At 64.4% G+C, this 24,412-nt stretch carries 21 protein-coding genes, 1 tRNA gene and 1 riboswitch; of the genes, 12 read left to right on the forward strand and 10 right to left on the reverse strand.

The annotated features are described in order from the left end of the window. Nucleotides 1–2: 2 nt before the first annotated feature. Both lolD and LHU53_RS16335 read right to left on the reverse strand, forming a co-directional pair. Nucleotides 3–710: a lipoprotein-releasing ABC transporter ATP-binding protein LolD gene (gene lolD, locus LHU53_RS16330; protein ID WP_227333853.1), complete on the reverse strand. Its 708-nt coding sequence runs from the start codon at nucleotides 708–710 to the stop codon at nucleotides 3–5. Next, on the reverse strand, nucleotides 703–1,959 hold the full coding sequence (locus tag LHU53_RS16335) for a lipoprotein-releasing ABC transporter permease subunit (RefSeq protein ID WP_227333854.1): 1,257 nt from the start codon (nucleotides 1,957–1,959) through the stop codon (nucleotides 703–705). Before LHU53_RS16335 ends, lolD begins: the two co-directional genes overlap by 8 nt. Before the next feature lie 66 nt (nucleotides 1,960–2,025). Between LHU53_RS16335 and LHU53_RS16340 the strand changes: the two genes are divergently transcribed. From LHU53_RS16340 to LHU53_RS16385, 10 genes are all read left to right on the forward strand, one after another. Next, the gene (locus LHU53_RS16340; protein WP_227333855.1) at nucleotides 2,026–2,976 is read left to right on the forward strand and encodes a hypothetical protein; all 951 of its coding nucleotides are present in this window, start codon (nucleotides 2,026–2,028) and stop codon (nucleotides 2,974–2,976) included. Between the two features lie 18 nt (nucleotides 2,977–2,994). Beyond that, nucleotides 2,995–4,350 (forward strand): fused MFS/spermidine synthase, encoded by a 1,356-nt coding sequence (locus LHU53_RS16345; protein WP_227333856.1) that lies wholly within the window; start codon nucleotides 2,995–2,997, stop codon nucleotides 4,348–4,350. 40 nt (nucleotides 4,351–4,390) lie between these two features. Continuing rightward, a complete protein-coding gene (gene recJ / locus LHU53_RS16350; protein ID WP_227333857.1) occupies nucleotides 4,391–6,169 on the forward strand; it encodes a single-stranded-DNA-specific exonuclease RecJ in 1,779 nt (592 codons plus the stop codon). A gap of 105 nt (nucleotides 6,170–6,274) precedes the next feature. Beyond that, nucleotides 6,275–7,147, forward strand: coding sequence for a 3',5'-nucleoside bisphosphate phosphatase (locus tag LHU53_RS16355; protein ID WP_227333858.1), 873 nt, complete (start codon nucleotides 6,275–6,277; stop codon nucleotides 7,145–7,147). A 79-nt stretch (nucleotides 7,148–7,226) separates the two neighbouring features. Further along, nucleotides 7,227–8,117 (forward strand): DMT family transporter, encoded by an 891-nt coding sequence (locus tag LHU53_RS16360; RefSeq protein ID WP_227333859.1) that lies wholly within the window; start codon nucleotides 7,227–7,229, stop codon nucleotides 8,115–8,117. 4 nt (nucleotides 8,118–8,121) lie between these two features. Beyond that, on the forward strand, nucleotides 8,122–8,745 hold the full coding sequence (locus tag LHU53_RS16365; RefSeq protein WP_227333860.1) for an L-threonylcarbamoyladenylate synthase: 624 nt from the start codon (nucleotides 8,122–8,124) through the stop codon (nucleotides 8,743–8,745). A gap of 16 nt (nucleotides 8,746–8,761) precedes the next feature. Then, complete coding sequence (locus LHU53_RS16370; protein ID WP_227333861.1) at nucleotides 8,762–9,430, forward strand: site-2 protease family protein; 669 nt, start codon at nucleotides 8,762–8,764, stop codon at nucleotides 9,428–9,430. A 100-nt stretch (nucleotides 9,431–9,530) separates the two neighbouring features. Next, nucleotides 9,531–10,841 carry a tryptophan--tRNA ligase gene (locus LHU53_RS16375; protein ID WP_227333862.1) on the forward strand — a complete coding sequence of 437 codons (1,311 nt, stop codon included), beginning with the start codon at nucleotides 9,531–9,533 and terminating at the stop codon, nucleotides 10,839–10,841. Nucleotides 10,842–10,866: 25 nt separating this feature from the next. Next, nucleotides 10,867–10,954 (forward strand) — tRNA-Ser (locus LHU53_RS16380). Nucleotides 10,955–11,190: 236 nt separating this feature from the next. Next, complete coding sequence (locus LHU53_RS16385; RefSeq protein WP_227333863.1) at nucleotides 11,191–12,861, forward strand: diguanylate cyclase; 1,671 nt, start codon at nucleotides 11,191–11,193, stop codon at nucleotides 12,859–12,861. Between the two features lie 562 nt (nucleotides 12,862–13,423). On the opposite strand, the gene LHU53_RS16390 is transcribed toward LHU53_RS16385, so the two are convergent. From LHU53_RS16390 to LHU53_RS16425, 8 genes are all read right to left on the reverse strand, one after another. Next, on the reverse strand, nucleotides 13,424–14,068 hold the full coding sequence (locus LHU53_RS16390; protein ID WP_227333864.1) for an ABC transporter ATP-binding protein: 645 nt from the start codon (nucleotides 14,066–14,068) through the stop codon (nucleotides 13,424–13,426). After that, the gene (locus tag LHU53_RS16395; RefSeq protein ID WP_227333865.1) at nucleotides 14,061–15,725 is read right to left on the reverse strand and encodes an iron ABC transporter permease; all 1,665 of its coding nucleotides are present in this window, start codon (nucleotides 15,723–15,725) and stop codon (nucleotides 14,061–14,063) included. The genes LHU53_RS16390 and LHU53_RS16395 overlap by 8 nt, the downstream gene beginning before the upstream one ends. A 19-nt stretch (nucleotides 15,726–15,744) precedes the next feature. Further along, nucleotides 15,745–16,767 (reverse strand): thiamine ABC transporter substrate binding subunit, encoded by a 1,023-nt coding sequence (locus tag LHU53_RS16400; protein ID WP_227333866.1) that lies wholly within the window; start codon nucleotides 16,765–16,767, stop codon nucleotides 15,745–15,747. A gap of 66 nt (nucleotides 16,768–16,833) precedes the next feature. Then, nucleotides 16,834–16,930: riboswitch (TPP riboswitch) on the reverse strand. 29 nt (nucleotides 16,931–16,959) lie between these two features. After that, entirely contained in the window at nucleotides 16,960–19,011 is a 2,052-nt protein-coding gene (gene pta, locus LHU53_RS16405) for a phosphate acetyltransferase (protein WP_227333867.1), read from the reverse strand. A 45-nt stretch (nucleotides 19,012–19,056) separates the two neighbouring features. Then, complete coding sequence (locus tag LHU53_RS16410; RefSeq protein WP_227333868.1) at nucleotides 19,057–19,614, reverse strand: AAA family ATPase; 558 nt, start codon at nucleotides 19,612–19,614, stop codon at nucleotides 19,057–19,059. 25 nt (nucleotides 19,615–19,639) lie between these two features. After that, nucleotides 19,640–20,959 carry a serine--tRNA ligase gene (gene serS / locus LHU53_RS16415; RefSeq protein WP_227333869.1) on the reverse strand — a complete coding sequence of 440 codons (1,320 nt, stop codon included), beginning with the start codon at nucleotides 20,957–20,959 and terminating at the stop codon, nucleotides 19,640–19,642. A 68-nt stretch (nucleotides 20,960–21,027) separates the two neighbouring features. Further along, a complete protein-coding gene (ispH, locus tag LHU53_RS16420) occupies nucleotides 21,028–22,008 on the reverse strand; it encodes a 4-hydroxy-3-methylbut-2-enyl diphosphate reductase (protein WP_227333870.1) in 981 nt (326 codons plus the stop codon). A gap of 2 nt (nucleotides 22,009–22,010) precedes the next feature. Next, nucleotides 22,011–22,475 (reverse strand): peptidylprolyl isomerase, encoded by a 465-nt coding sequence (locus LHU53_RS16425; RefSeq protein WP_227333871.1) that lies wholly within the window; start codon nucleotides 22,473–22,475, stop codon nucleotides 22,011–22,013. A 202-nt stretch (nucleotides 22,476–22,677) separates the two neighbouring features. Between LHU53_RS16425 and radC the strand changes: the two genes are divergently transcribed. Next, nucleotides 22,678–23,379 carry a DNA repair protein RadC gene (gene radC / locus LHU53_RS16430; protein ID WP_227333872.1) on the forward strand — a complete coding sequence of 234 codons (702 nt, stop codon included), beginning with the start codon at nucleotides 22,678–22,680 and terminating at the stop codon, nucleotides 23,377–23,379. Between the two features lie 116 nt (nucleotides 23,380–23,495). Next, nucleotides 23,496–24,122 carry a Smr/MutS family protein gene (locus tag LHU53_RS16435; RefSeq protein WP_227333877.1) on the forward strand — a complete coding sequence of 209 codons (627 nt, stop codon included), beginning with the start codon at nucleotides 23,496–23,498 and terminating at the stop codon, nucleotides 24,120–24,122. The last annotated feature ends 290 nt before the right edge of the window (nucleotides 24,123–24,412 follow it).

Consider the following 24,412-nt stretch of genomic DNA (forward strand, 5'->3'; position numbering starts at 1 on the left):
GGTCAGACGACCTGGGCGATGCCTTCGGCCAGCCGCCCCTGCACCAGGGTGAGCTGGCGGGCACAGCGCGCCGCCAAGGCCACATCGTGCGTCACCATCACAAAAGCAGTGCCCTGGGTGCGGGCCAATTCCAGCATCAAATCAAACACCCCATGCGCGGTGCTGCGATCCAGGTTGCCGGTGGGCTCGTCGGCCAACACACAGGCCGGGCGGGTGACCAGCGCCCGGGCGATGGCGACCCGCTGGCGCTCGCCACCTGACAACTCGCTGGGCCGGTGGTGCAGCCGTTCGGCCAGCCCCACATCGGTGAGGATTTTGGCGGCAGTTTGCGCCGCCTGCGCCCGGTCTGATCGCCTGATCCACAGCGGGATGGCCACATTGTCCAGCGCGCTGAACTCGGCCAGCAGGTGGTGAAACTGGTACACAAAACCCAGATGCTGGTTGCGCAGGCGGCCCTGCTCGGCCGCACTCTGGTGCGCCAGGTCTTGCCCGAGCAGCGCCACCGAGCCGCTGGTGGGTGCGTCCAGCCCACCCAGCAGGTGCAGCAGCGTGCTTTTGCCCGAACCGGACGCGCCGACGATGGCCAGCGTTTCGCCGGCAAACACGTCCAGGTCGACGCCCTGCAACACCGTCACGTCCAACCGCCCCTCGGTAAACCGCTTGGTCAGGCCGCGAGCGCTTAGCACCAGTTTTTTGAATTGATCACTCATAGCGCAAAGCCTCCGCGGGGTTCACGCGGCTGGCGCGCCAGCTCGGGTACAGGGTGGCCAAAAACGCCAGCACCAGCGAAATGATGGCAATCGGCACGATGTCGGCCTGCTGCGGGTCGCTGGGCATGCGGCTGATCAGGTACACGTCGCGCGGCAAAAAGGTGGCGCCCAGCAACTGCTCCAGCGCGGGCACGATCACATCAATGTTGAAAGCCACACCCAGCCCCAGCGCCAAACCGGCCAGCGTGCCGATCACGCCCACCATGGCGCCCTGCACCACAAAAATGCCCATGATGCTGGCCGGACTGGCGCCCAGCGTGCGCAAGATGGCGATGTCGGCGCGTTTGTCGGTCACCGTCATCACCAGCGTGCTCACCAGGTTGAAGGCCGCCACCGCCACGATCAGGGTCAGGATGATGAACATCATGCGTTTTTCAAGCTGCACGGCGGCGAACCATGTGCGGTTCTGGCGCGTCCAGTCACGAATCAACAGGTGATCGCTCAGCGTGTCGGCCAGTTGGGCGGCCACCTCGCGCGCCTGGTGCAGGTCTTTGAGGCGCACCCGCACGCCGGTCGGGCCTTCCAGCCGGAAGATGCGCGCGGCGTCGTCCAGATGCATGAGAACCAGGGCCGAGTCATATTCAAAGTGGCCGGAATCAAACGTGCCCACCACGGTCATCTGTTTCAGCCGCGGCACCACCCCGGCCGGTGTGACTTGCCCGCTGGGGGCCACCAGCGTGACTGAATCACCCGGCACCACACCCAACGACCGGGCCAGTTCGCCGCCCAGCACCACGCCAAATTCACCCGGAATCAGGCGCGTCAAGGCGGAATCTTTCAAGTCAACGGCCAGGTCGGTCACGTCCGGCTCGCGGGCCGGGTCAATGCCGCGCACCACGGTGCCTTTCATGTCCTCACCCCTGGCCAGCAAGGCCTGGGTGGCGATGAAAGGCGCCGCACCGATGACCTGCGGGTTGGCCTGCACCTCCCGCAGGGTGCGGGCCACGTCGGTCAAAGCGTCGCCGTTGGGGGCAAAAATCTCGATGTGCGACACCACGCCCAGCATGCGGTCGCGCACTTCTTTTTGAAAGCCGTTCATCACGCTGAGCACAATGATCAGCGCCGCCACGCCCAGCGCAATGCCAAGCATGGACACACCGGAGATGAAGGAGATGAACCCATTGCGTCGGGTGGCGCGGCCAGCGCGGGTGTAGCGCCAGCCAAGTGTGAGTTCGAAAGGGATGGGCATCGGGTCAGGGGGGTTGCGGCGGGGCGCCGACAGTTCAGCCGCTGATTATCCCGGACAATGCCCGCCATGCATCTGATCCTTCCTTACGCTGCCTCTGTGTCACAAGGTTATGCCGACACGCTGACCGGCCTGCGGCTGCCCCACCTGCAGAAATTGCTGGGCCAACTCACGCCCCAGGCACCCGACAGCGGCGACGAGTTCAGCCTGTCGCCCCCGCATGAGCGGGCCCTGGCAACGGCCTGGGGCATCAGCGCGCCCGACGGCCAGATCCCCTGGGCGGCGCTGCAAGCGCACCAGTGCGGCTTGGCGTCGGCGACAAGCAGCGCCTGGGCCGTCATCACGCTGTGCCACTGGCAGGTCAACACCGGCCGGGTCACGATGAGCCAGCTGCCGCTGCCCGCACTTTCGCAGGCGCAGTCCGAGGCGCTGCTGGCGGCCATGCGCCCTTACTTTGAAGAAGACGGCATCCGCCTGGTCCCCGGTGAGCAGCCCGGCTGCTGGCTGGCGCAGGGCGAGGTGTTTGCCGGCCTGGCCACCGCCTCCACCGACCGGGTGGTGGGCCGCGACCTGGCCGTCTGGATGACCACCAGCGCCCAGGCGGCACCGCTGCGCCGCCTGCAAAACGAGATGCAGATGCTGCTCTACACCCACCCGGTGAACGACGCCCGCGAGGTGCTGGCCCTGAGCCCGGTCAACTCGTTCTGGCTCAGTGGCACCGGCGCACTGCCAGCCAGTTACCAGCCGCCTGCCGAGTCAGTTCGGCCCGTGGTGTTAGACAGCCTGAAGCCGCTGGCGCTGGCGGAAGACTGGCCTGCCTGGGCACAAGCCTGGCAAGAGATCGACGCCACCCGGCTCCCGGCGCTGCTGGCCCAAGCCAGCCGGGGTGAGCCGGTGCAGCTGACCCTGTGCGGCGAGCGCAGCAGCCAGACCTGGATCACCCAACCTCAGCCGGTCTGGCACAAACTGAAAGGCCTGTTTGGCGCCCGGCCCCTGTCGGAAAGCTTCGAAAAGCTATAACCTTTGTAGCACCTGATCGTGCCGCGCAAGCTTCTTTACCTGATCGTTTTCATTGAAGGTTTCTGTTCGTTGGGGGCAGAGATCGTCGCCTTGCGCCGCCTGCTGCCGCATGTGGGCAGCGCGATTGTGGTCACGGCCCCCACCATCGGTTTTTTCCTGCTGGCGCTGGCGCTCGGTTACGCATCTGGCGCGCGGGTGACGACCCATTTTCAAAGCGTAGTGGCGCGCAACTTCCAAATATCCGCGGTGCTGGCAGGTCTGGGGTTGGCGCGTTTCACGGTGGACGGTCTGTTTACCGCTGTGCAGCCCACCTGGCTGGCGTATCTGCTGTTCATCGGCGGCGTGTTGTGCCCGATCGCCTGGCTGCTGGGGCAAACCGTGCCGGTGCTGACCAACCTGATGAAACATGCGCGCGCTGGCGAGGCCAGCGGGTATGCGTTGTACTGGTCCACGCTGGGGTCGTTTCTGGGGTCGGTCAGCCTGTCGCTGGGGGTGATGCAGTGGCTGGGGGTGTCGGTGGCGGTGCTGGTGTGCACGTTGTTGCTGGCGCTGGGCAGCCTGCTCTTGACCACCGGGTCCGGCGTGCGCTGGCCGCAGGGCGCCAAAGTGGGGCTGGTCTGCGCCTTGGCCACCGCCATCAACCTGTATCCTGCCACCGAGGTGCAGGAAACCGCCTATGCCGACTACACCGTCAAGCGGGTGATGCTGCCGGACGGCAACAACCCGCGCACCTTTTTCATCAACGACTCACTGGCCTCCATGATGGACGACAGCACGCCGCCGCGTTACGCCCGCTACGTGCAACACCTGCGCCGCATCCTGCTGGAGGAGTTGGGCTTGTATGACAAAGAGGTGCTGGTGCTGGGCGCCGGGGGCTTCACCCTGTCCCATCAGGAGCCGACCAACCGCTACACCTATGTGGACATCGACCCCGCCATCCGCCAGATTGCCGAGCAGCGCTTTCTGAAAGGCCCGATGCAGGGCAGCTTCATCGTGGACGATGCCCGCCACTTTGTGCGCAGCACCCAGCGGCGCTTTGACGCCGTGGTGGTGGATGTCTTCAGCAGCCACACCGCCATTCCCGGCCACCTGGTCACGCAAGAGTTCTGGCAGGACACCCGGCGTACCTTGGCCCCGCAAGGTGTGCTGCTGATCAACCTGATTCTGGACGGCAAGCTCGAAACCCCCTATGCCCGCAACCTGCTGGCCACCATCGAATCGGTGTATGGCCGCTGCGCCGTGGAGGTGTTGCACAAAGCCAAGCCGTTGAGCAATGTGGTCGTCAGCTGTTACAACAGCAGCCGCGCTGCGCAAGCGTCAACCTATACCGATGAGCGCAACCAGGCCGACACCGATCTGGCCATCTCGCACTGACCTCACGCCGTAACCCCCTATTTGGATTTTTTGAGTCGCCATGAAAATAATTGTCAGAAACGCGCCACCGCGCGCCGTTTGGGCGTTGGAAAAAGCGGGCATCCACCCGTTGCTGGCGCAGTTGTATGCCGCGCGGGGTGTGCTGGACCCCTCAGAACTGGACGCCGCGCTGGCGCACCTGCTGCCCCCCAGCAGCATGAAAGGCACACAGGAGGCGGCGCGCCTGCTGGCTGACGCGATGAGCCAGGACAAAAAACTCTGCATCGTGGCCGACTACGACTGCGACGGCGCCACCGCCTGCGCCGTGGCCGTGCGCGGCCTGCGCCTGCTGGGCGCCCAACACGTGGACTACATCGTGCCCGACCGCGTGCAGGACGGCTACGGCCTGACCGCCCCGATCTCGCAGCGCGTCAAAGCCAGCGGTGCCGACGTGTTGATCACCGTGGACAACGGCATCGCCAGCTTCGAGGGCGTGGTCACGGCGCGTGCGCTGGGCCTGCAGGTGCTGGTGACAGATCACCACCTGTGCGCTAGCATCAACGGCACCCCCGCCTTGCCCGAGGCCGACGTGATCGTCAACCCGAATCAACCCGGCTGCAACTTTCAGAGCAAGTCCATCGCCGGCGTGGGCGTGATGTTTTATGTGCTGCTGGCGCTGCGCGCCGAGTTGCGCCAGCGCGGCGCTTTTGCCGCGCGTTCGCCCGCGTCGCCAGCGCCAGACGGATCGATCCCGCCCGACACCCGGCCCGTTGAACCCAAGCTGGACGCGCTGCTGCCCCTCGTCGCCCTGGGCACGGTGGCCGACGTGGTGCGACTGGACGCCAACAACCGACGCCTGGTCGCGCAAGGGCTCAAACGGGTCAGAGCCGGGATGCTGCCGCCGGGCTTGGCTTCACTTTTTACCGCCTCGTCGCGCGATGCGGCGGTGGCCACCACCTTTGACTTCGGCTTTGCCTTGGGGCCGCGCATCAACGCTGCCGGGCGCCTCTCAGACATGACGCTGGGCATCGAATGCCTGCTGACCGACGACCCGAACCGCGCGCTGGAACTGGCCAAAACGTTGGACAGCATCAACCGCGAGCGCCGCGAGATCGAGGGCAATATGCGCGAGCAAGCCCTGCTGGTGGCCGAGTCGCTGTATGAAGATACCGCCGAGGCGCCGCCCGCCATCTGCGTGTTTGACGCGGATTTTCATGAAGGTGTGGTCGGGATCGTCGCTTCACGCATCAAGGACAAGTTGCACCGTCCGGCCTTTGTGTTTGCGCCCAGCGGCGCCACCGGGCACGGGCACGAGCTCAAGGGTTCGGGCCGGTCGATTACCGGTTTTCACCTGCGCGACGCACTCGATTTGGTGGCGAAACGCCACCCCGGTGTGTTGCTGCGTTTCGGCGGCCATGCCATGGCAGCCGGCTGCACCATTGCCGAGGACCATTTCGACACCTTCCAGCAAGCGCTGGCCGAGGTCGCCCGCGAGTGGCTCGATGCCGCCACGCTGCTGCGCCGCCTGGACACCGACGGCCCGCTCAAGCCCGAATACCGCCGCGTTGATCTGGTGGACGCGCTGCACCACGAAGTCTGGGGCCAGGGTTTTGCCGCACCCACCTTCAGCGAAGAAGTCGACGTGCTGTCGCAACGCCTGGTGGGTGAAAAACACCTGCAACTCAAGCTCAAACACCGCGGCGAACCGGTGGACGGCATCTGGTTTGGCCACACCGAGCCGCTGCCTGCGCGCGTCAAACTCGCCTTCCGGCTGGACGCGGACAGCTGGCGTGGCGAGCGCAAAGTACGCTTTCTGGTCGAAGCCGCCGAACTGCCTTAACCCACACGGCGCGGTCACGCAGACGGTCGATCAGCGCCTTGGACGGGTGTAGGGCTGATTTGCCGACAGCCCGCCCAGCGCGCGATAGCTCCCTAAAATCAGCCGATGATTCCCACCCTGAACGCTGACCTGCATTGCCACTCCGTCATCTCCGATGGCACCCTGACACCTGAGGAGCTGGCGCAGCGGGCCAAAAACAACGGCGTGACCCTGTGGGCCCTGACCGACCATGACGAAATTGGTGGCCAGGCGCGGGCCCTGGCAGCGGCTCAGGCCGTCGGGCTGGATTACCTGACCGGTGTGGAAATTTCCGTGAGTTTTCTGGACCAGACCGTGCACATCGTTGGCCTGGGTTTTGACGCCGACAACGCGCCGCTGCGCCAAGGCTTGCAACGCACCCGCGGTGGACGCGCGCAGCGCGCCCACGAGATGGCCGATGGCTTGGCGCTGGTGGGCATCCACGGCGCTTTTGAAGGTGCCTTGAAGTACGCGGGCAACCACGACCTGATTTCTCGCACCCATTTCGCCCGTTTTCTGGTCGAAACCGGTGTCTGCAAAGACACCTACGAGGTGTTTCGCAAATACCTGACCGACGGCAAACCCGGCTACGTGCCGCACCGCTGGGCCACCCTGAAAGAGGCGGTGAGCTGGATCCGGGAGGCAGGCGGCCTGGCGGTGGTGGCGCATCCGGCGCGCTACAAGTTCAGCGCCAACGAAGAATTTGCCCTGTTCACCGAGTTCAAGGGTCTGGGCGGCCAAGGCGTGGAAGTGGTCACCGGCAGCCACTCGGCCGCTGAGAGCGCGACCTATGCCGATGTGGCGCTGGAGTTTGACCTGGCGGCCTCACGCGGCAGCGACTTTCACTGCCCCACCGAGAGCCGCACCGATCTCGGCGACTTGCCCGCCCTGCCAACGCAACTCACCCCGATCTGGTCCTTGCTGCAAGACCGCATCCACAAGGCGCCCGCCGCCGCATGAACCTGGCCGGTCGGCCGCTTGGGCGGCATGAAGGCTGCTTGAGACGGACCCGCTGTGCAACCCCTCACCCCAGCTTGACATGAGCTCAGATTTTTGGCGCAGCCGCCAAGGCGGTGGCATTTTGCTGATCATGGCCGCCACGCTGTCGTTTGCCCTGGGCGACTCGGTCGCCCGCCACCTCACCCAGTTGGCGCCGGTGCTGATGCTGTTGTGGTTTCGCTATGCCTTTCAAACGGTCGCGACCCTAGTGATGCGTTTGCCGGTGCAAAAAGCCGGCCTGTTTGCCACCCCCAACCCAAGGTTTCAAGTCTTGCGCGGCGGGCTGTTGCTGGTCTCGAGTCTCTGCACTTTTCTGGCCTTGCAGCACCTGCCGGTGGCCGAGTTCACCGCCATGGTCATGCTGTCGCCGATGGTGGCCACCGCGATGGCGGCCGTTGTGCTGAAAAACCATGTGGCGCCACTGCGCTGGCTGCTGATGGCCGTGGGCCTGGGTGGCGTGCTGCTGGTGGTGCGCCCGGGCGGCCAGGTGTTTGGCTGGGCACTGGTGTTCCCGTTTGTGCTGGTGATCACCTACGCCTGGTTCCAGGTGCTGACCAGCCGCCTGAGCGCGGACGAAAACCCCTACACCACCCAGTTTTACACCGGGTTGGTGGGTGCGCTGCTGACCAGCCCTTTTTTGTTGTGGCACTGGCGCACCCAGGCGCTGCTGGACTATTGGCCCTGGTTCATGGCGTTGGGAGCGACGGCCACCCTGGGCCATCTGATGCTGATCCGCGCCTTCAACCGGGCCAGCGCGGTGGTGCTGTCGCCTTATCTCTACACCCAGATTGCGTTCGCCACACTGGCAGGCTGGGTCTTTTTCAGCCACGTGCCTGACGCGCTGGCCTGGGTCGGCATTGCCGTGATTGCCGCCAGCGGCGTGGGCAATGCGATGGTCTCGGTCCAAGAGGCAGGCCAGCGGCGACAATAGCGCCATGCCACAGCTTTTTGAGATCCACCCCGACAACCCGCAGCCACGCCTGCTCAAACAGGCCACGGCGCTGCTGGACAAAGGTGAGGTGCTGGCCGTGCCCACCGACTCCAGCTACGCGCTGGTCTGTCACCTGGACGACAAGGCCGCCGCCGACAAGCTGCGCCGTATCCGCGGGGTGGACGACAAACACCACCTGACACTGCTGTGCCGCGACTTGTCTGAGCTGGCCAGCTACGCGCAGGTCGACAACCAGCAGTACCGCCGCCTGAAGGCCGCCACCCCTGGACCGTTCACCTTCATTTTGCTGGCCACCAAAGAAGTGCCGCGCCGCCTGAGCCACCCGTCGCGCAAGACCATCGGCCTGCGCGTACCGGACCACAAAGTGCTGCAAGAGCTGCTCGCCCTCCACAGCACGCCGCTTTTGGCAACCACCTTGACAGCACCCGGCGAGGATCATCCCTTCAACGACGCCGATGACATTCGCGAGCATTACCGAGGCCGCATTGCGGCGGTGATCGACACAGGCGCCTGCCCACGCGAACCCACCACGGTGGTTGACCTGACCGGCGCCGAGCCGGTGGTCATCCGCGAAGGCCGTGGCTCGCTGGCCTTGCTGGGTTTGTAAGCACCGACATCACGCCATGGACATTGCCAACCTGATCCAGACCATCTCGATCTACGCCATTCCGGTGTTGCTGTCGATCACGCTGCACGAGGCCGCGCACGGCTACGCCGCCCGGCACTTTGGCGACGACACGGCCTACCTGGCTGGGCGCATCACGCTGAACCCGTTCAAACACATTGACCCGCTGGGCACGATCGTGATGCCGCTGGTCTTGTACCTGGCCACCTCGGGCGCCTTTTTGTTTGGCTACGCCAAGCCGGTGCCGGTGCGTTTTGGCAACCTGCGCCACCCCAAGCAGGACATGGTCTGGGTGGCGCTGGCCGGGCCGGGCGCCAACTTCTTTCAGGCGCTGCTGTGGGGCGCAGTGTTTTACCTGTTGCAGGCTCTGGGCGTGACTGAGCCATTTTTCATCGAAATGGCGCAGGGCGGCATTCTGGTGAACATCGTCATGTTTGTGTTCAACCTGTTTCCGCTGCCACCGCTGGACGGTGGCCGCATCCTGGTGGGCTTGCTGCCTTACAAACAGGCCATGCTGGTGTCGCGTGTGGAGCCTTACGGGTTCTTCATCGTCATGGCGCTGGTGCTGGCCGGTGTGGTCAGCAACCTGTGGCTGCGCCCGTTGATGGGCTTGACGTTCAAAGTGATCAACCTGCTGCTTTCACCCTTGATCATGCTGGTGAGATAGGCCTGCCAATATCCAACCAAGTCACGGATGACGGGTCAGACCCGCCGTGACAGCTGCCATCCCCCTCGTGTTTTGTTCATCTTTCTTCCGTTGACCTGCTATGAGTATTGAGCGTTTTCTGACCGGCATCACCCCCTCCGGAACCCCGCATCTGGGCAACTATGTGGGTTCGATCCGCCCCTCGGTGGCGGCCAGCCTGCGCAGCGATGTGCAGAGTTTTTATTTTCTGGCCGACTACCACGCGCTGATCAAGACCGACGACCCGGCGCGCATCCAGCGCTCTACGCTGGAAATTGCCGCCAGCTGGCTGGCCTGCGGTCTGGACCCGGACAAAGTGGTGTTTTACCGCCAGTCTGACGTGCCCGAGATCCCGGAACTCACCTGGTTTCTGAGCTGCGTGCTGGGCAAGGGCGTGCTCAACCGCGCCCACGCCTACAAGGCCGCGGTGGACAAAAACAACGCCGCCGGCCTGGACCCCGATGCCGACGTCAACGTGGGCCTGTTCATGTACCCGGTGCTGATGGGCGCCGACATCCTGATGTTCAACGCCCACCATGTGCCGGTGGGCCGCGACCAAGTGCAACACATCGAGATGGCGCGCGACATGGCCAACAGCTTCAACCACCGTTATGGTGTGCATTTCACCCTGCCCGAAGCCGCTATTGAAGACAACGTGGCCACCCTGCCCGGCCTGGATGGCCGCAAGATGAGCAAGAGCTACGACAACACCATCCCGCTGTTTGCCACGCGTGAGCAGTTGCAAAAACTCATTGGCGCCATCGTCACCGACAGCAAGGCGCCGGGCGAACCCAAATCGACCGAAGGCTCGGCGCTGTTCCAGATTTACCAGGCTTTTGCCAGTGCAGAAGAAACCCGCGCGCTGCAGCAAGCCTTTGCCGACGGCATCAGCTGGCGCGACGCCAAACAGCACGTTTTCGAGCGCATTGACCAGGAAATTGCGCCCCTGCGCGCCAACTACCTGGCGCTGATGGCCGACCCCGGCAAGATTGAAGCCATTTTCAAAGCAGGTGCCGCCAAGGCGCGTGCCATCGCCACACCGTTCATGACCGAGTTGCGCCACGCGGTGGGCTTGCGCGACCTGCGCGCCCAGGACGCTGCTACCGCCAAATCGGTCAAAGTGGCGCTGCCGGTGTTCAAACAATACCGCGAGGCCGACGGCCAGTTTTACTTCAAATTACAGAGCGCTGAGGGCAAGCTGCTGCTGCAAAGCGGCGCTTTTGGCTCACCCAAAGTCGCCGGTCAAAGCATTGCGGCGCTGCAAACCCAGGGCGCTGGCGCGCTGGCTGAACTGGCTGGCCTGGTGACGCTGGCCGAGGGCGTATCTGCGGCGGACATCGATGGCGCCTTGCAGGCGCTGCGCGAGGCCAAGGCCGAATCCAAAACCAAGTAGGCCGCTGCTACAATCTCGCGTTCGCGGAGAGATGGCAGAGTGGCCGAATGTACCTGACTCGAAATCAGGCGTACCGCAAGGTACCGTGGGTTCGAATCCCACTCTCTCCGCCAGTACAAGTCTTTCCAGCCCGCGCAGGCGGCCTGGAAAGCGCACAGAGAGCCTCGCACCACGCGGGGCTTTTTGCTTTGGACGCCTGACTGCGTCCCGGCCCGGAGACCGTTGGATGCGACATGGATTCAACGGTCTGGGGATGGTGTTCAAAACCCCACCGTTCAACCAGACTGAAGGACCCTGCCTTGCCTGGCAATAAGCTGGCCAAGCAGGGCCGCCTGAAATGCGACAGACCATGACTCTATTACCCGGTAGCTTCAAGTATCGATTGACCCTGATCCTGGCGGTGCTGGCCTTGTCTGTCGGCTTGCCGGGCTATCTGTACATCAGTCATACCTATGTGCGTGCCTTGGTGCAGGACCAAGGCAACTACCTGCACGGCATGGCTACGACGACCGCCAACGCGCTGTCAGAGAACCTGAGGGAGCGCCTGCGTGATCTGAATCTGTTGTCGCAGACCGCACTGTTTCGCACCGCAACGTTCTCCGACCCTGAGCTGACGGCCACCATCAACCGCATTCAGCAGGCGTATCCCCATTACTCCTGGATCGGCTTCACCGACACCCAGGGCACCGTGCGTGCGGCCACCGGCAATCTGCTGCTCAACGTCGATGTATCGCAGCGGCCCTGGTACCGGCGGGGCCTGTCCGGCAGTACGGTGGGTGATCTGCACACCGCGTTGTTGCTGGCCAAGTTGTTGCCAGCGCAGGATGCCAGCGCGGGACCGATACGGTTCATTGATTTCTCCATGCCGGTGCGCGACGCAGCGGGCCAGGTGCGCGGTGTGCTGGGGGCCCACGCCCATTGGCGTTGGGCCACCGAAGTGGTGTCTGCGACGACGCCGGCCAGCGCCTTGGCCAATGGCGTGGAGTTCTTCATCATCAACCGCGAACGCCAGATCATCTATCCCGAGCAACCGCCTGAGGGCATCCAGGTGCCTGATGCCCTCGCTACGGGGGCAAAGTTCGGATTGCACAACTGGGGCACGACCGAGCCCTACATGTACGCGCAAGTGGCGGTGCGCGAGCTCGCCCAAGCACAGACGCTGGGCTGGCAGGTGCTGGTGCGCCAGCCCGCCGCGGTGGCGATGGCGCCCGTGAAGACCCTGGAAAACGCGGTGTTGGTTGGCGCCCTGGCCATGGCGGTGATCCTGCTGTGCATGGGGTACTGGATTGCCCGGCACTTTGGCCAGCCACTGGAGCAATTGGCCGAGCGTGCGCGCCAGATCCAGCATGGCAACGAATCCCTGGAGTGGAATATTGAGGGCCGCAGCACCGAGGTGCGCCGTCTGGTGGACGCACTGCGCGGCATGGTGTCGACACTGATGCAGCGGGGCCAGGCCTTGGAACAGGCCAATGCCGTTCTGGAGCAAAAAGTGCAGGAGCGTACCAAAGCGCTGGAGCAAGCCAACGCAGCGCTGACATCCCAGGCCAGGCGCGATGCCCTGACGGGTCTGGGCAACCGGCTGGCCTGCATGGAGCGCCTGCATGACGAATTTGTGCGCCTGCGGCGCACCGGGGTTGCGTACTCGGTCGTGATGCTGGACATCGACCACTTCAAGCGTGTCAACGACACCTGGGGCCATGCCACGGGCGACAGGGTGCTGCGAGCGGTGGCCCACACGCTGGCGGCATCCGTGCGCGAGGCGGATTTTGTCGGCCGCTTTGGTGGTGAAGAATTCCTGGCCGTGTTTCCCGCGACGACACTGGACCAGGCGCTGCAGGTGGCAGACAAGATACGTTTGGCCGTGCAGGCCTTGCCGCTGCAGGATGTGGGCAGCGTGACCCTCAGTGTGGGTGTGGCCCTTGCCCACGCGGACGATACCAACAAGGAATTCGCGGTCGCCCAGGCGGATGCCGCGCTCTATCGCGCCAAGGAGAACGGCCGCAACCGCGTTCTGGCGTGAGGCTGTCCGCTCTTGATACCGAACTGGCTTGCGGTGCCCCCGATATCGGCTTTTTTCTTGGGTGCTGTCTGTAACCACCGGCACCAAAGCCGAAGCCTTTTCAGACAAGTCAAGTAGGTTAACCGTCCTCCAGTTTCAGACCCGCAGCAGTCGATACGCCAAGAGGGGTATTTACGTTGCGCTGTCGTTCACTTAAAGTTGCAACACCATGCCAGAAAAGCCCGCCCATCCAGCACAACCAACACCCGACAAATCGGGCTCCCCTCTTGACCCCGGCTTTCGGGAGAGGCGACGGTTTCCACGGCCTTTGCCCTTGCCTGAGGTCACGGTTGGCAACGGCGGTGATACGGAATGGGCTTTGTGGCTGGAACATGCCGAGCAAGCCCGACCGATTGACATCCAACTGGATTCGCCAGACCCGAAAAAACCGGCTGGGCCTCGATAAGGCCAGCGTCACACCCCGCTTGAGACCGACACCCAGCGAGCGCGGTGCGAGAAATGGCACCTCGACTCGGTCGGTATGCGCCCCCGGATGTCAATACGCCGGGCGCCGTTCACCGGCTCACGCCACCGCCACCAGACGCCCCTGCAGCAACCGCACCGAGCGGTCAGCCAGGTCACGGGCCTCGGCCTCGTCGTGGGTCACCAGCAGTGTCGCCATGCCGGCGGCTTGAATCCGGCTGCGAAATTCCTGCCGCAAGGCCACCCGCAAATCGGCATCCAGCGCTGAGAAAGGCTCATCCAGCAGCAAGACACGCGGTTGGGTGATCAAGGCACGGGCCAGCGCCACGCGCTGCTGCTCACCGCCCGACAGGTTCCAGACGCGACGCTGCGCCTGCTCGGTCAGTCCAAAAACACCCAGCATCTGCAGCGCCTGGGCGCGCGCTTCGCGCCGCGGCAGCCCTTGCTCGACCAGGCCAAACGCCACGTTGTCCAACACGCTCAGGTGAGGGAACAGCGCAAAGTCCTGAAACATCAGCGCAAAGCGGCGATGCTCGGGCGCCATCACGGTGATGTCCTGGCCGTCAAACCAGACACGGCCCGCATCCGGCGCCTGCAGACCCGCCACGATGTTGAGCAGCGTGCTTTTGCCGCTGCCAGACGACCCCAGCAGCGCCACCGTCTCGCCTGCGGCAACCTGCAGGTTCACATCCTGCAGCAGCGGGCGATGGGCGTAGCGTTGGTGGATCTGGCGCAGTTCAAGCATGTTGGGTTGGGCGCACGGCCCGTCTCATGTCAGGCATCAGGCGGTCGCCCTGTGCGCGGGGCCACGCGGCGTGGCGGTCTCGCACCGGCCACTCGATCAGCAAAAAGGCCACCAGCGCCAGCGCCATCAGCACACAGGCCAGCACCATCGCTGCCTCCAGATTGGCCTGCCCCGGGCGACCGAGCCGCTGGTAGATGAGCGTGGTGAGGGTGGCCCACTCCGGGCGCGACAAAAACAGCGTGACGGCGAATTCGCCCAACGCCGTGGCCGCGGCAAACGCCATCCCGCGGCGCAGCGCGGGCAGCAGCAGCGGCAGCGTCACGCGCCAAAAACAGCGCCACGGGCTGGCACCCAGCGTGCGCGCCGCCTGCCCCAGATGCACCGGCACACCGTCCAGCCCGGCCGAGAGCGACTTGGCCACAAACGGATACGCCAGCACCGCATAGGCCGCCAGCAGCAAAGGCAGACTGGCGGTGAGCGACGGGTACAGCAACAGCAAGCCAAACGCCACCGTCACCGGCGACACCACAAACGGCAGAAACGCCGCCGCGCGCCAGGCCACCGACGCCTGCGCCGCCAGGGCATGGGTCACACCCAGCAGCGTCGCCACCACGAGCGCCGCCGCTGAAAAGCGCAACGTGTTCCACAGGGCGGCAAACATTTCTGCATCAAAAATACCTGACGCACCCGCCCACAAAGCGATGATGGCTTTGACGACGATCGCCACAATCGGCAGCGCACACACCACAAACAACACGGCCAGCGCCAGGCCCAACGTCAGCCACTGCAGCGCGGTGTGTGGCCGATGACGCGCCACCGGCACCGGGCGCACCGGCGCGGCCAGACGTTTTTCCAGCGCGGCATAGGCCAGGGCCACCCCGCCGGTGAGCAGCAGCATCCACAAGGTCAGCACGCTGGCCTGACCCAATTGCAACTCGTAGGCGACCAGGGTGTAGATCTCGACCTCGACCGTGGCGTAACGCTGCCCGCCCAGCACCAGCGCCAGGCCAAACCCGGCAAAGCAGTACAAAAACACCAGGCACAGGCTCGACACCAGCCACGGTGCAATGGCAGGCCACTCCACCCGCCAGAAGGTCCGCCAGGGCGTGGCACCCAAGGAGCGCGCGGCAGCCACCTGGCGCGCATTGACCTGCCCCAGTGCGTCGACCCCGGCGCGAACCACCAGGCACAGGTTGAAAAACAGGTTGCCATACAGCAGCAGCCACGGCGTGTCTTGCAGGTTGATGCCCAAGGCGCCACTGATCAGCCCGTGCGGGCCCCACAGCGCCAGCACCCCCAGAGCGGCCACCAGCGTCGGCACCACAAACGGCAACATCAGCAGCCGCAACACCAGCGTGCGCCCGGCAAACTCAAAACGCGCCAGCACCCAGGCCAGCGGCAACCCCAAGCCCAGCGCCACCCCGCAGGTGATGGCCGCCTGCGCCAATGACCAGATCACGCGCCAGCGCAGGTAGTCGTCTTGCCAGGGTTTGAACAGCGCGACGGCCCCGGATGCACCGGCTTCACCCGTGAAACCTTCCAGTGCCAGCCGGGCCAGTGGCGCCAGCAGCATCAAAACCAGCGCAGCGGCGGGCCAAACACCGAGCCAGAGCCCGGCGGCGACACGGCCACGCTCACCGCCACGGGATCGTTTCATGGGCCAGGTGCCCCGCGGCTTACTTCAACACCACCTGGGTCCAGCGCGCCACCCACTTGCCACCCTGGTCGGCCATCACCTGCGGTGGCAAGCTCTCAAACGCCGCAGGTTCGGCGGCGTGGCGCATCACCGGGGCCAAGGGCGTCTTGGGCACGGCGGGGTACATCCACATCTCGGTCTGAAGCGCCTGCTGTACCGGGGCGGATCGCAAGAAATCGACGAATTTCAGGGCTGCGGCTGGTTGCGCCGTGCCTTTGATCAGCGCCACACCTTCCACCTGACGGAACACGCCCCCGGCCAGGTTCAGGCTGGCGGTGGGCGACTCGGTGAGTTTTTCTTTGGCGTAAAACACCTCGGCGGCCGGGCTGGTGGCGTAGCTCACCACCAGCGGGTGACTGCCCTGGTTGCGGGTGAATTCGGTGTAGTAGGCCTCGCTCCAGCCCTTGACCACTTTGAGACCGTTGGTCCGCATCTGCGCCCACCAGGCAAAGGCTTTTTCTTCGCCCATACCCGCGATGGTGGCCAGCAAAAAGGCGTGACCCGGGCTGGAGGTGGCCGGGTTGGGCACCACGAGCCAGCCCTTGTAGGCGGGCAGGGTCAGGTCTTGCAGGTTTTTTGGCAGCGGTGTGCCGGTTTTGGCCACCGCCGCCTTGTCGTAGTTCAGGGTCACAAAACCATAGTCCACCGCCGCCAGCGCGCCGCCCAGTTGCGCATCCACGGTGCCAGCCGCTTGCGCCAGCGTCGGCTCCAGCACACCGGCGGCCAGTGCCTTGCCGGCCAGGGTGTTGTCAATGCCAAACACCACGTCGGCCACCGGTCTGGCGCGGGTGAGGATGAGTTTGTTGAGCATTTCGCCGGCGTCGCCGCCTTTGATGATGGCCAGCTTGACACCGCTTTGCGCTTCGAACTGGGCCAACAGGGGCTTGGGCAGGACAAACGAGCTGTGTACCATCACACGCAACTCTTCGGCGGCGTGGGTCAGCGTGGAAAACGTGACCGCAGCCAGTGCAGTGCTGGCCAGGGCAAATAAACGACGTTGCATGAACACTCCCCTTAAAAGCGCCCGCGCTGCCAGGGCGCGGGTTCCAGGGGAAGGCCGGTGTCGGCCTCGTCCAACCCATCACGCTCCCTACGCTGGCATGATCCAGATCAGGTGTGGGGACTCTCTCAGCCCGGCAAAGCGCCAGACACCCCCGGTGAAGCGGCGGATTGTAAAGGGCGTGCAGCCGGGCAATCAGGCTTTGGCCATCGCCTCAGCCTGAATGGCGGTCAGCGCGATGGTGAACACGATGTCGTCCACCAGCGCACCGCGTGACAAGTCGTTCACCGGCTTGCGCAGGCCCTGCAGCATCGGGCCTACCGACAACACATTGGCCGAGCGCTGCACCGCCTTGTAGGTGGTGTTGCCGGTGTTGAGGTCGGGGAACACAAACACGGTGGCCTGGCCCGCCACCGCGCTGCCAGGGGCTTTCTGGTCGGCCACTTCCTTCACGCTGGCAGCGTCGTACTGCATGGGCCCGTCGATCACCAGATCGGGCCAGCGCGATTTGGCCAGTTCGGTCGCGGCACGGACCTTTTCCACATCGTCGCCCGAGCCCGAGGCGCCGGTGCTGTAGCTGATCATGGCCACCTTGGGGTCGATGCCAAAGGCACGGGCGCTGTCAGCGCTTTGTTTGGCAATTTCGGCCAGGTCTTGCGCGCTGGGGTCGGGATTGACCGCGCAGTCGGCATACACCAGCACCTGTTCGGGCATCAGCATGAAGAAACACGACGACACGATGCTGGACCCCGGCGCCGTTTTGATCAGTTGCAGGGCGGGGCGAATGGTGTTGGCGGTGGTGTGCACCGCGCCGCTCACCAGGCCATCCACCTCGTCCACCGCCAGCATCATGGTGCCCAGCACCACGGTGTCTTCCAGCGCCGCCAGCGCCTGGCCCGGCGTCAGGCCCTTGCTCTTGCGCAGGGCCACCATCGGTTCGACAAAGCGTTCGGCAATTTCGGCCGGGTCCAGAATCTCCAGCCCCGCAGGCAGCTCGATGCCCATGGCGTCGGCCACCGACTGGATCGCCTTGCGTTTGCCCAGCAGCACACAACGGGCAATGCCTTTTTCGGTGCAAATCACGGCGGCACGGATGGTGCGCGGCTCGTCACCCTCGGGCAGCACGATGCGTTTGTTGGCCGCATGTGCTTTCTGGATCAGTTGGTAGCGGAACGCCGGGGGGGACATGCGCGACGAGACGGTGTGGTCCAGCCCCTCGCAAATCATGGCCACATCGAGTTGCTCCACCACGTTCTCAATGACCTGGTTCATGCGCGTCAGGTCGTCCTGCGGCACGGCCAGGGGCAGACGGCTGATGCGACTGGCGGTCTCATAGCTGTCGCCGTCGGTGCGCATCACCGGCAAACCGCTGTGGAACGCCATAGCGCCAAAACGTTGTATGCGCTGGCTGATGAAGCTGTGGTGGGTCAGCACCAGGCCGGCCAGTTCGATGCCGTTGCTCGCCGCCAGGGCCGTGGCCAGCATCACATCGTCACGGTCACCGGCACTGATCACCAGCGCGCCGGGTTTGAGGCGCGGAATCACCTCGGTAACCGAGCGGGCGCACAACACGGTCTCGCGCACGCGGCGGGTGGCGATTTCACCTTCGATCATCACCTCAGCGCCCAGATGCCGGGCCACATCGAGCGTGCGCGGGGCGGACAGCTGCGGGTTTTCACGCACCACCCCAAAAATCGGCACGCCGTCGAGTTGGCTGGCCACGGCGGGTTCGTCAAAGTCGGAACCCACCCGGTTAAAAATCACGCCTTCCACCCGGCGCCCGGAATTGCGCACCCGGGCAATCAGGTATTGGGTTTGGGCAATGCCTTCGGGATGGGCGCCGCTGGCCACCAGAATCACATCGGCCTGCAGGCTGCGGGAAATGGCCACCGACAGCTGCGGAATGAAGGCGCGGGTCGGGTCGGCGTGGATGCCTTCCACCACCAGCACATCGGCCCCCTCAGAACCCGACATGGCCAGGCTGACGATGCTCTCCAGCACGTCATCCGTCTTGCCACTGGTCACCTGCTGGGTCACCAGTTGCATCGACAAGGGGTCGGGGGTGGAGGTGGCCTGACAAATGCTGCGCGCAAACAGCACCGACGGCTCGGCGTCCGGGGTGAGTTTGGTCACCGGTTTGACAAACGCCACCTTCAGGCCACGGCGCTGCAGGGCGCGCAACAAGCCCAGCGACACCGAGGTCAAGCCAACATTGGGTTCGGTGGCGGTCAAAAAATATGTACGCATGGGAAATACTCCGTTGGATGCAATGCAGCACCGATTATCTGAGGGTTAACCCTTGGTTTGTTGACGCCGGTTTGAAATTGACGCCAAGGCCGCCAGAGCAGCTTGCAGACGTTGCGGCCCCTCACCAGCGATGGGCACCACCCGCTGATGGTGTGCCAGATGATGCGCCAGAAGCTGGTGCACCGCCCACTGCGTTGCCGACCCGTCACGCTGCAAGCCATCGGCCACCCAGGGCAGATCGGGCTGTAACCACAGGGTCAACGCGTAGCGCCGGTGGTGGGCGTGGGCGGTGGCCAGCAGGCTGCCGTCGGCAAAGTACTGCAAGCTGTAAACCGCGGTCAGCAAGGGGCCGGTGTCAGCCAAAACCAGCGCGTCCTGCGTTGTGTCGACCCGGGCCAAAGCCTGTTCTTCCTGATCCAGCTGAGCCTGGAGCAGCGCGGCCTGCTCATGCTGCTGTGGCGTGCGCCCGCGTGCGGCGCACCAGTCGCGCAGCACCTCCGGCACCACCGAGCCGCCCAGGGCATCGGCCAGTTGCCGCACCAACACGGTCTTGCCGGTGCACTCGGCACCGATCACACAAATGACTTTTGGCGAGCCTGGCATGGCAGAAACTCGCGGATGTGCCGGATCAGGCCGGGCGCAGCACGTCCAGCCCACCCAGATACGGCCGCAGCACCTCGGGCACGGTGACCGAGCCGTCGGCGTTCTGGTAGTTCTCAAGCACCGCCACCAGCGTGCGGCCGACCGCCAGGCCGGAGCCGTTCAGGGTGTGCACCAGCTCGTTCTTGCCCTGGGCGTTTTTGAAGCGGGCCTGCAGGCGGCGCGCCTGAAACGCTTCGCAGTTGCTCACCGAGCTGATTTCGCGGTAGGTGTTTTGCGCGGGCAACCACACCTCCAGGTCATAAGTTTTGGCGGCACCAAAACCCATGTCGCCGGTGCACAGGCTCATCACGCGGTAAGGCAGGCCGAGTTTTTGCAGGATGGCTTCGGCGTGCTTCGTCATCACTTCGAGCGCTTCGTAGCTTTTCTCGGGGTGCACGATCTGCACCATCTCGACCTTGTCAAACTGGTGCTGGCGGATCAGGCCGCGGGTGTCGCGCCCGGCGCTGCCGGCTTCCGAACGGAAACACGGGGTGTGGCCGGTGAGCAGCATCGGCAGTTCCGCTTCAGCCAACACCACATCACGGACGAAATTGGTCAGCGGTACCTCGGCGGTGGGGATCAGGTACAGCGCGGTGTTGTCGGGCTGCACTTCACCCTCTTGCCCGCCCTTTTTGGCGGCAAACAAATCGCCCTCAAACTTGGGCAACTGGCCGGTGCCGCGCAGGGTGTCGCCGTTGACGATGTAGGGCGTGTAACACTCGGTGTAGCCGTGTTCCTGGGTTTGCACGTCCAGCATGAACTGGGCCAGCACCCGGTGCAGGCGCGAGACGGGGCCCTTCATCACGGTGAAGCGTGAGCCGGTGAGCTTGACCCCCATCTCGAAATCCAGGCCCAGCGGCGTGCCGACATCGACGTGGTCCTTGATCTCGAAGTCAAAGCTGCGGGGTGTGCCCCAGCTGCGCACCACCACATTGGCGTGTTCATCCGCCCCCAACGGCACACTCTCATGCGGCAGGTTGGGCACCGCCAGCAGCAGGGTTTGCAACTCGGCCTGGATCTGATCCAGCCGGGTGGCGGAGGCGTCGAGTTCGTCCTTGATACCACCCACCTGGGCCATGGCCGCAGCGGCCTCGTCATGTAAACCTTTGCCTTTGAGCATGCCGATCTGTTTGCTGGCCGCATTGCGCTGGGCTTGCAGCGCCTCGGTACGCATCTGGATGGTTTTGCGCTCGGCCTCGAGTGCGGTGAAAGCCTCCACATTCAGGAAGGTTTGCGGGTTCTTGCGGGTTTCCAGGCGCGCCACGGCGCTGGCCAGGTCTTTGCGGAGCAGGGTGATGTCTAGCATGATCTTGGAAAGTAAATCGGGCTCTAGCCCTTATGGAATAGGGGGTGAAGACTATGATTTGTACAGCATCAAGATCGGGCAACGGGCACAACAGCCTCGTCATCCATGTCCAGCCGCAAGCCCTTGGGCAGCGGGAACTTGACCGTCTCGGGCTGGCCCGGCATGGTTTGTACCGACACCGCACCGAGCGCCTTGATGCGCTCCACCACCTGGCGCACCAGGATCTCGGGCGCCGAGGCACCGGCGGTCAAACCGACGCGGCTGCAGCCTTCAAACCAGTGCGGCTGCAGGTCTTCGGCGCGGTCCACCATGTAGCCCGGCGTGCCCAGTTTGCGCGCCACTTCGGCCAGCCGGTTGCTGTTGGAGCTGGTCGGGCTGCCCACCACAATCACGATGTCGACCTGCGAACTCATGAGCTTGACCGCGTCCTGGCGGTTTTGGGTGGCGTAACAGATGTCCTGGTGTTTGGGCTCACGCACCATCGGGAACCGGGCCTTGATGGCCTGGGCGATGTGAGCGGCGTCGTCCACACTGAGCGTGGTCTGGGTCACCACCGCGAGCCGTTCGGTCTGGCGCGGGCTGACACGGGCCACATCGTCCACCTCTTCGACCAGGTGGATGCCGTGATCGAGCTGGCCCATGGTGCCTTCCACCTCGGGGTGGCCCTTGTGGCCGATCATGATGAACTCATAACCTTCTTTGGCGAGTTTGGCCACTTCCACATGCACCTTGGTCACCAGCGGGCAGGTGGCGTCGAAGATCTGGAAACCACGGAGCTCGGCCTCCTGCTGCACCGCACGGCTCACGCCATGGGCAGAGAAAACCAGCGTCGCCCCTGCAGGGACGTCATCCAGCTCTTCAATAAAAATAGCACCCTTGGCTTTGAGGTTGTCCACCACATAGGTGTTGTGCACGATCTCGTGGCGCACATAAATGGGTGCACCAAACTTGGCCAGGGCTTTTTCGACGATCTCGATGGCCCGGTCCACCCCAGCGCAAAAGCCACGCGGCTCGGCCAGCAAAATGTCATGAACAGCGGCGGTGGGCATGGTTACAGCACCCCGATCAGCTGCACTTCAAATTTCACCGGGTGGCCGGCCAACGGGTGGTTGAAGTCGAGCTTGACGGCATCCCCCTTGGCACCGGTGCGAAAGTCCAGAATCACCCCGGCAAACTGGCCCTGGCCGTCGGGCGTGGGAAAGTGCAGCACGTCCCCCACCGCATATTCCTCGTTTTCCACCCCCATGTCGATGAGTTCCTGGCGCGCCAGCCACTGCTGCATGTCGGCACTGCGCTCGCCAAAAGCGGCACCGGCAGGCATCTCGATGGTGGTGTGGGTGCCTTCGGGCAGGCCCAGCAAGGCGGCTTCCAGCGCCGGGGACAACTGGCCGGTGCCCAGCGTGAGCGTGGCGGGCGAGCCCTCAAAGGTGCTGACCACCACGCCTGCCGGGCCGCTCAGACGGTAATGCAGGGTCAAAAAAGAGCCGGGAGAAACGCTGGCGACGGTGCTTGTCATGCTGATCCTGTACCTGAAAGTGAAGTCGTGAAGGGAAAGCCCACCCAAGGCGGCGGACGCTCGATGCGCTGGCAAGCCCTACCACCCGCACCCGTGTGCCACCCGGCAAAGCCCCAATCCCCATCAGCCCGGCGCCTGAGCGCATAAACTGGCCGCATTGTAAAAGCCCCCTGCCCCGCGCCACCCCAGCCTGCTTGAAACCATGCCGCTCAAAGACCTGCCCCCCGATGCCCGCCCCCGTGAAAAACTGCTCTCGCGTGGCCCCGGCGCTTTGAGCGATGTCGAGCTGCTGGCCATCCTGCTGCGCACCGGCATCGCCGGCAAAGGTGTGCTGCAAATGGCGCATGAACTGCTGCAACTCAAACCCAAAAACGGCGCCGAGGCCGGGTTCGATGGCATCGCCGGGCTGCTGGGGGCCACGGCCGATGATTTGAAACGTATCAAAGGCTTGGGGCCGGCCAAACGTGCCGAAATCGTGGCCGTGCTGGAGCTGGCCCGCCGCGCCATGGCCCAGCGGCTGCAGGAGCGCACCGTGTTTGACACCCCGGATGCGGTCAAACACTACCTGCAACTGCACCTGGCCGCCCGCAAGCAGGAGGTGTTTGCCGTGCTGTTTCTGGACGTGCAAAACCGCCTGATCGCTCTGGAAGAAATGTTTACCGGCACCTTGACACAAACCAGCGTTTACCCGCGTGAGGTGGTGTTGCGCGCCCTGCACCACCAGGCCAGCAGCGTGGTGCTGTCGCACAACCACCCCAGCGGCACGGTGTTACCCAGCCGCGCCGATGAGATGCTCACGCAAACCCTGAAAACCACCCTGGCACTGATTGACGTGCGGGTGCTCGACCATGTGATCGTGGCACCCGGCGAGGCGCTCAGCCTGGCCGAGCGGGGGCTGATGTGACGGTCAAAAAGCAGCCCATCCAGGCCATCACCGTGCTGCGTGACCGCGCCACGCCCACCCAGGGCAGCCCCAACGCGCCCTCGCGCACCACGGCGGCGCCGCTCAAGGTCAAGGCCCTGACCGACCTGAAAATTGTCAAACGTGCGATCGCCGAGCAAGCGCAGCAGCGGGCTCTGCAGGCCAGCGCACAGGTCAAGGCCGTCCAACAAACCGCCACTGACCGCGACCTGTTCATCCGGGCTGCGGGCGCCGTCCAGCCCCTGCCAGACAAACGCCACGCGCTCCACCCCAAAACGCCGCCGGTGCCGCTGGCGATGCAGTTCCAGAAGGACGAAAAAGCGGTGCTCAAAGAAGCCATCAGCGACGAGTTTGATGTGAGTACCCTGCTCGACACCGACGAGCACCTGAGCTTTCGCCGCCCCGGCATTGGGGTGGACGTGACGCGCAAATTGCGCCGGGGCGACTGGAGCATCCAGCGCCAGCTGGACCTGCACGGCCTGCGCCGCGACGACGCACGCGAAACCTTGAGCCTCTTCATCCGCGAGGCGCACAAACACGGCATCCGGTGTGTGCGGGTGGTGCATGGCAAGGGCTTGGGCTCACCCGGCAAAGCGCCGATTCTGAAAAGCCGTGTGCACAGCTGGTTGGTGCAAAAAAACGAGGTGTTGGCCTTTGTGCAAGCCAAACCCGCCGACGGCGGCGCCGGTGCGCTGGTGGTGCTGCTGATGGCGTCCAGGGGCTAAGGCCCGCCACGCCGGGTTGCCAAGCGTTTTGAAACTGCCGCCTTGGTCTTGAAAGGACGGATCGCTGCTGCGCTGATGTCCATCAAACCGGGTGGGGATGTCGCAGGGTGGCCTGGCAGCACAGACACAAAAAAAGCGGCTTGCGCCGCTTTTTTTGCTGTGTCTGACCCGTCCTGCCAGAAGTTGACACATTTGCCGTCAAGAAAGGGCAGGTGTGATGGATACAGGAGTGAAGCGCACACAGCGCGACTACACGTTGGCTTTTAAGCTGTCGGTGGTGGAGCAAGTGG

The sequence above is a fragment of the Rhodoferax sp. U2-2l genome, assembly GCF_020594515.1.
Classification (GTDB): domain Bacteria; phylum Pseudomonadota; class Gammaproteobacteria; order Burkholderiales; family Burkholderiaceae_C; genus Rhodoferax.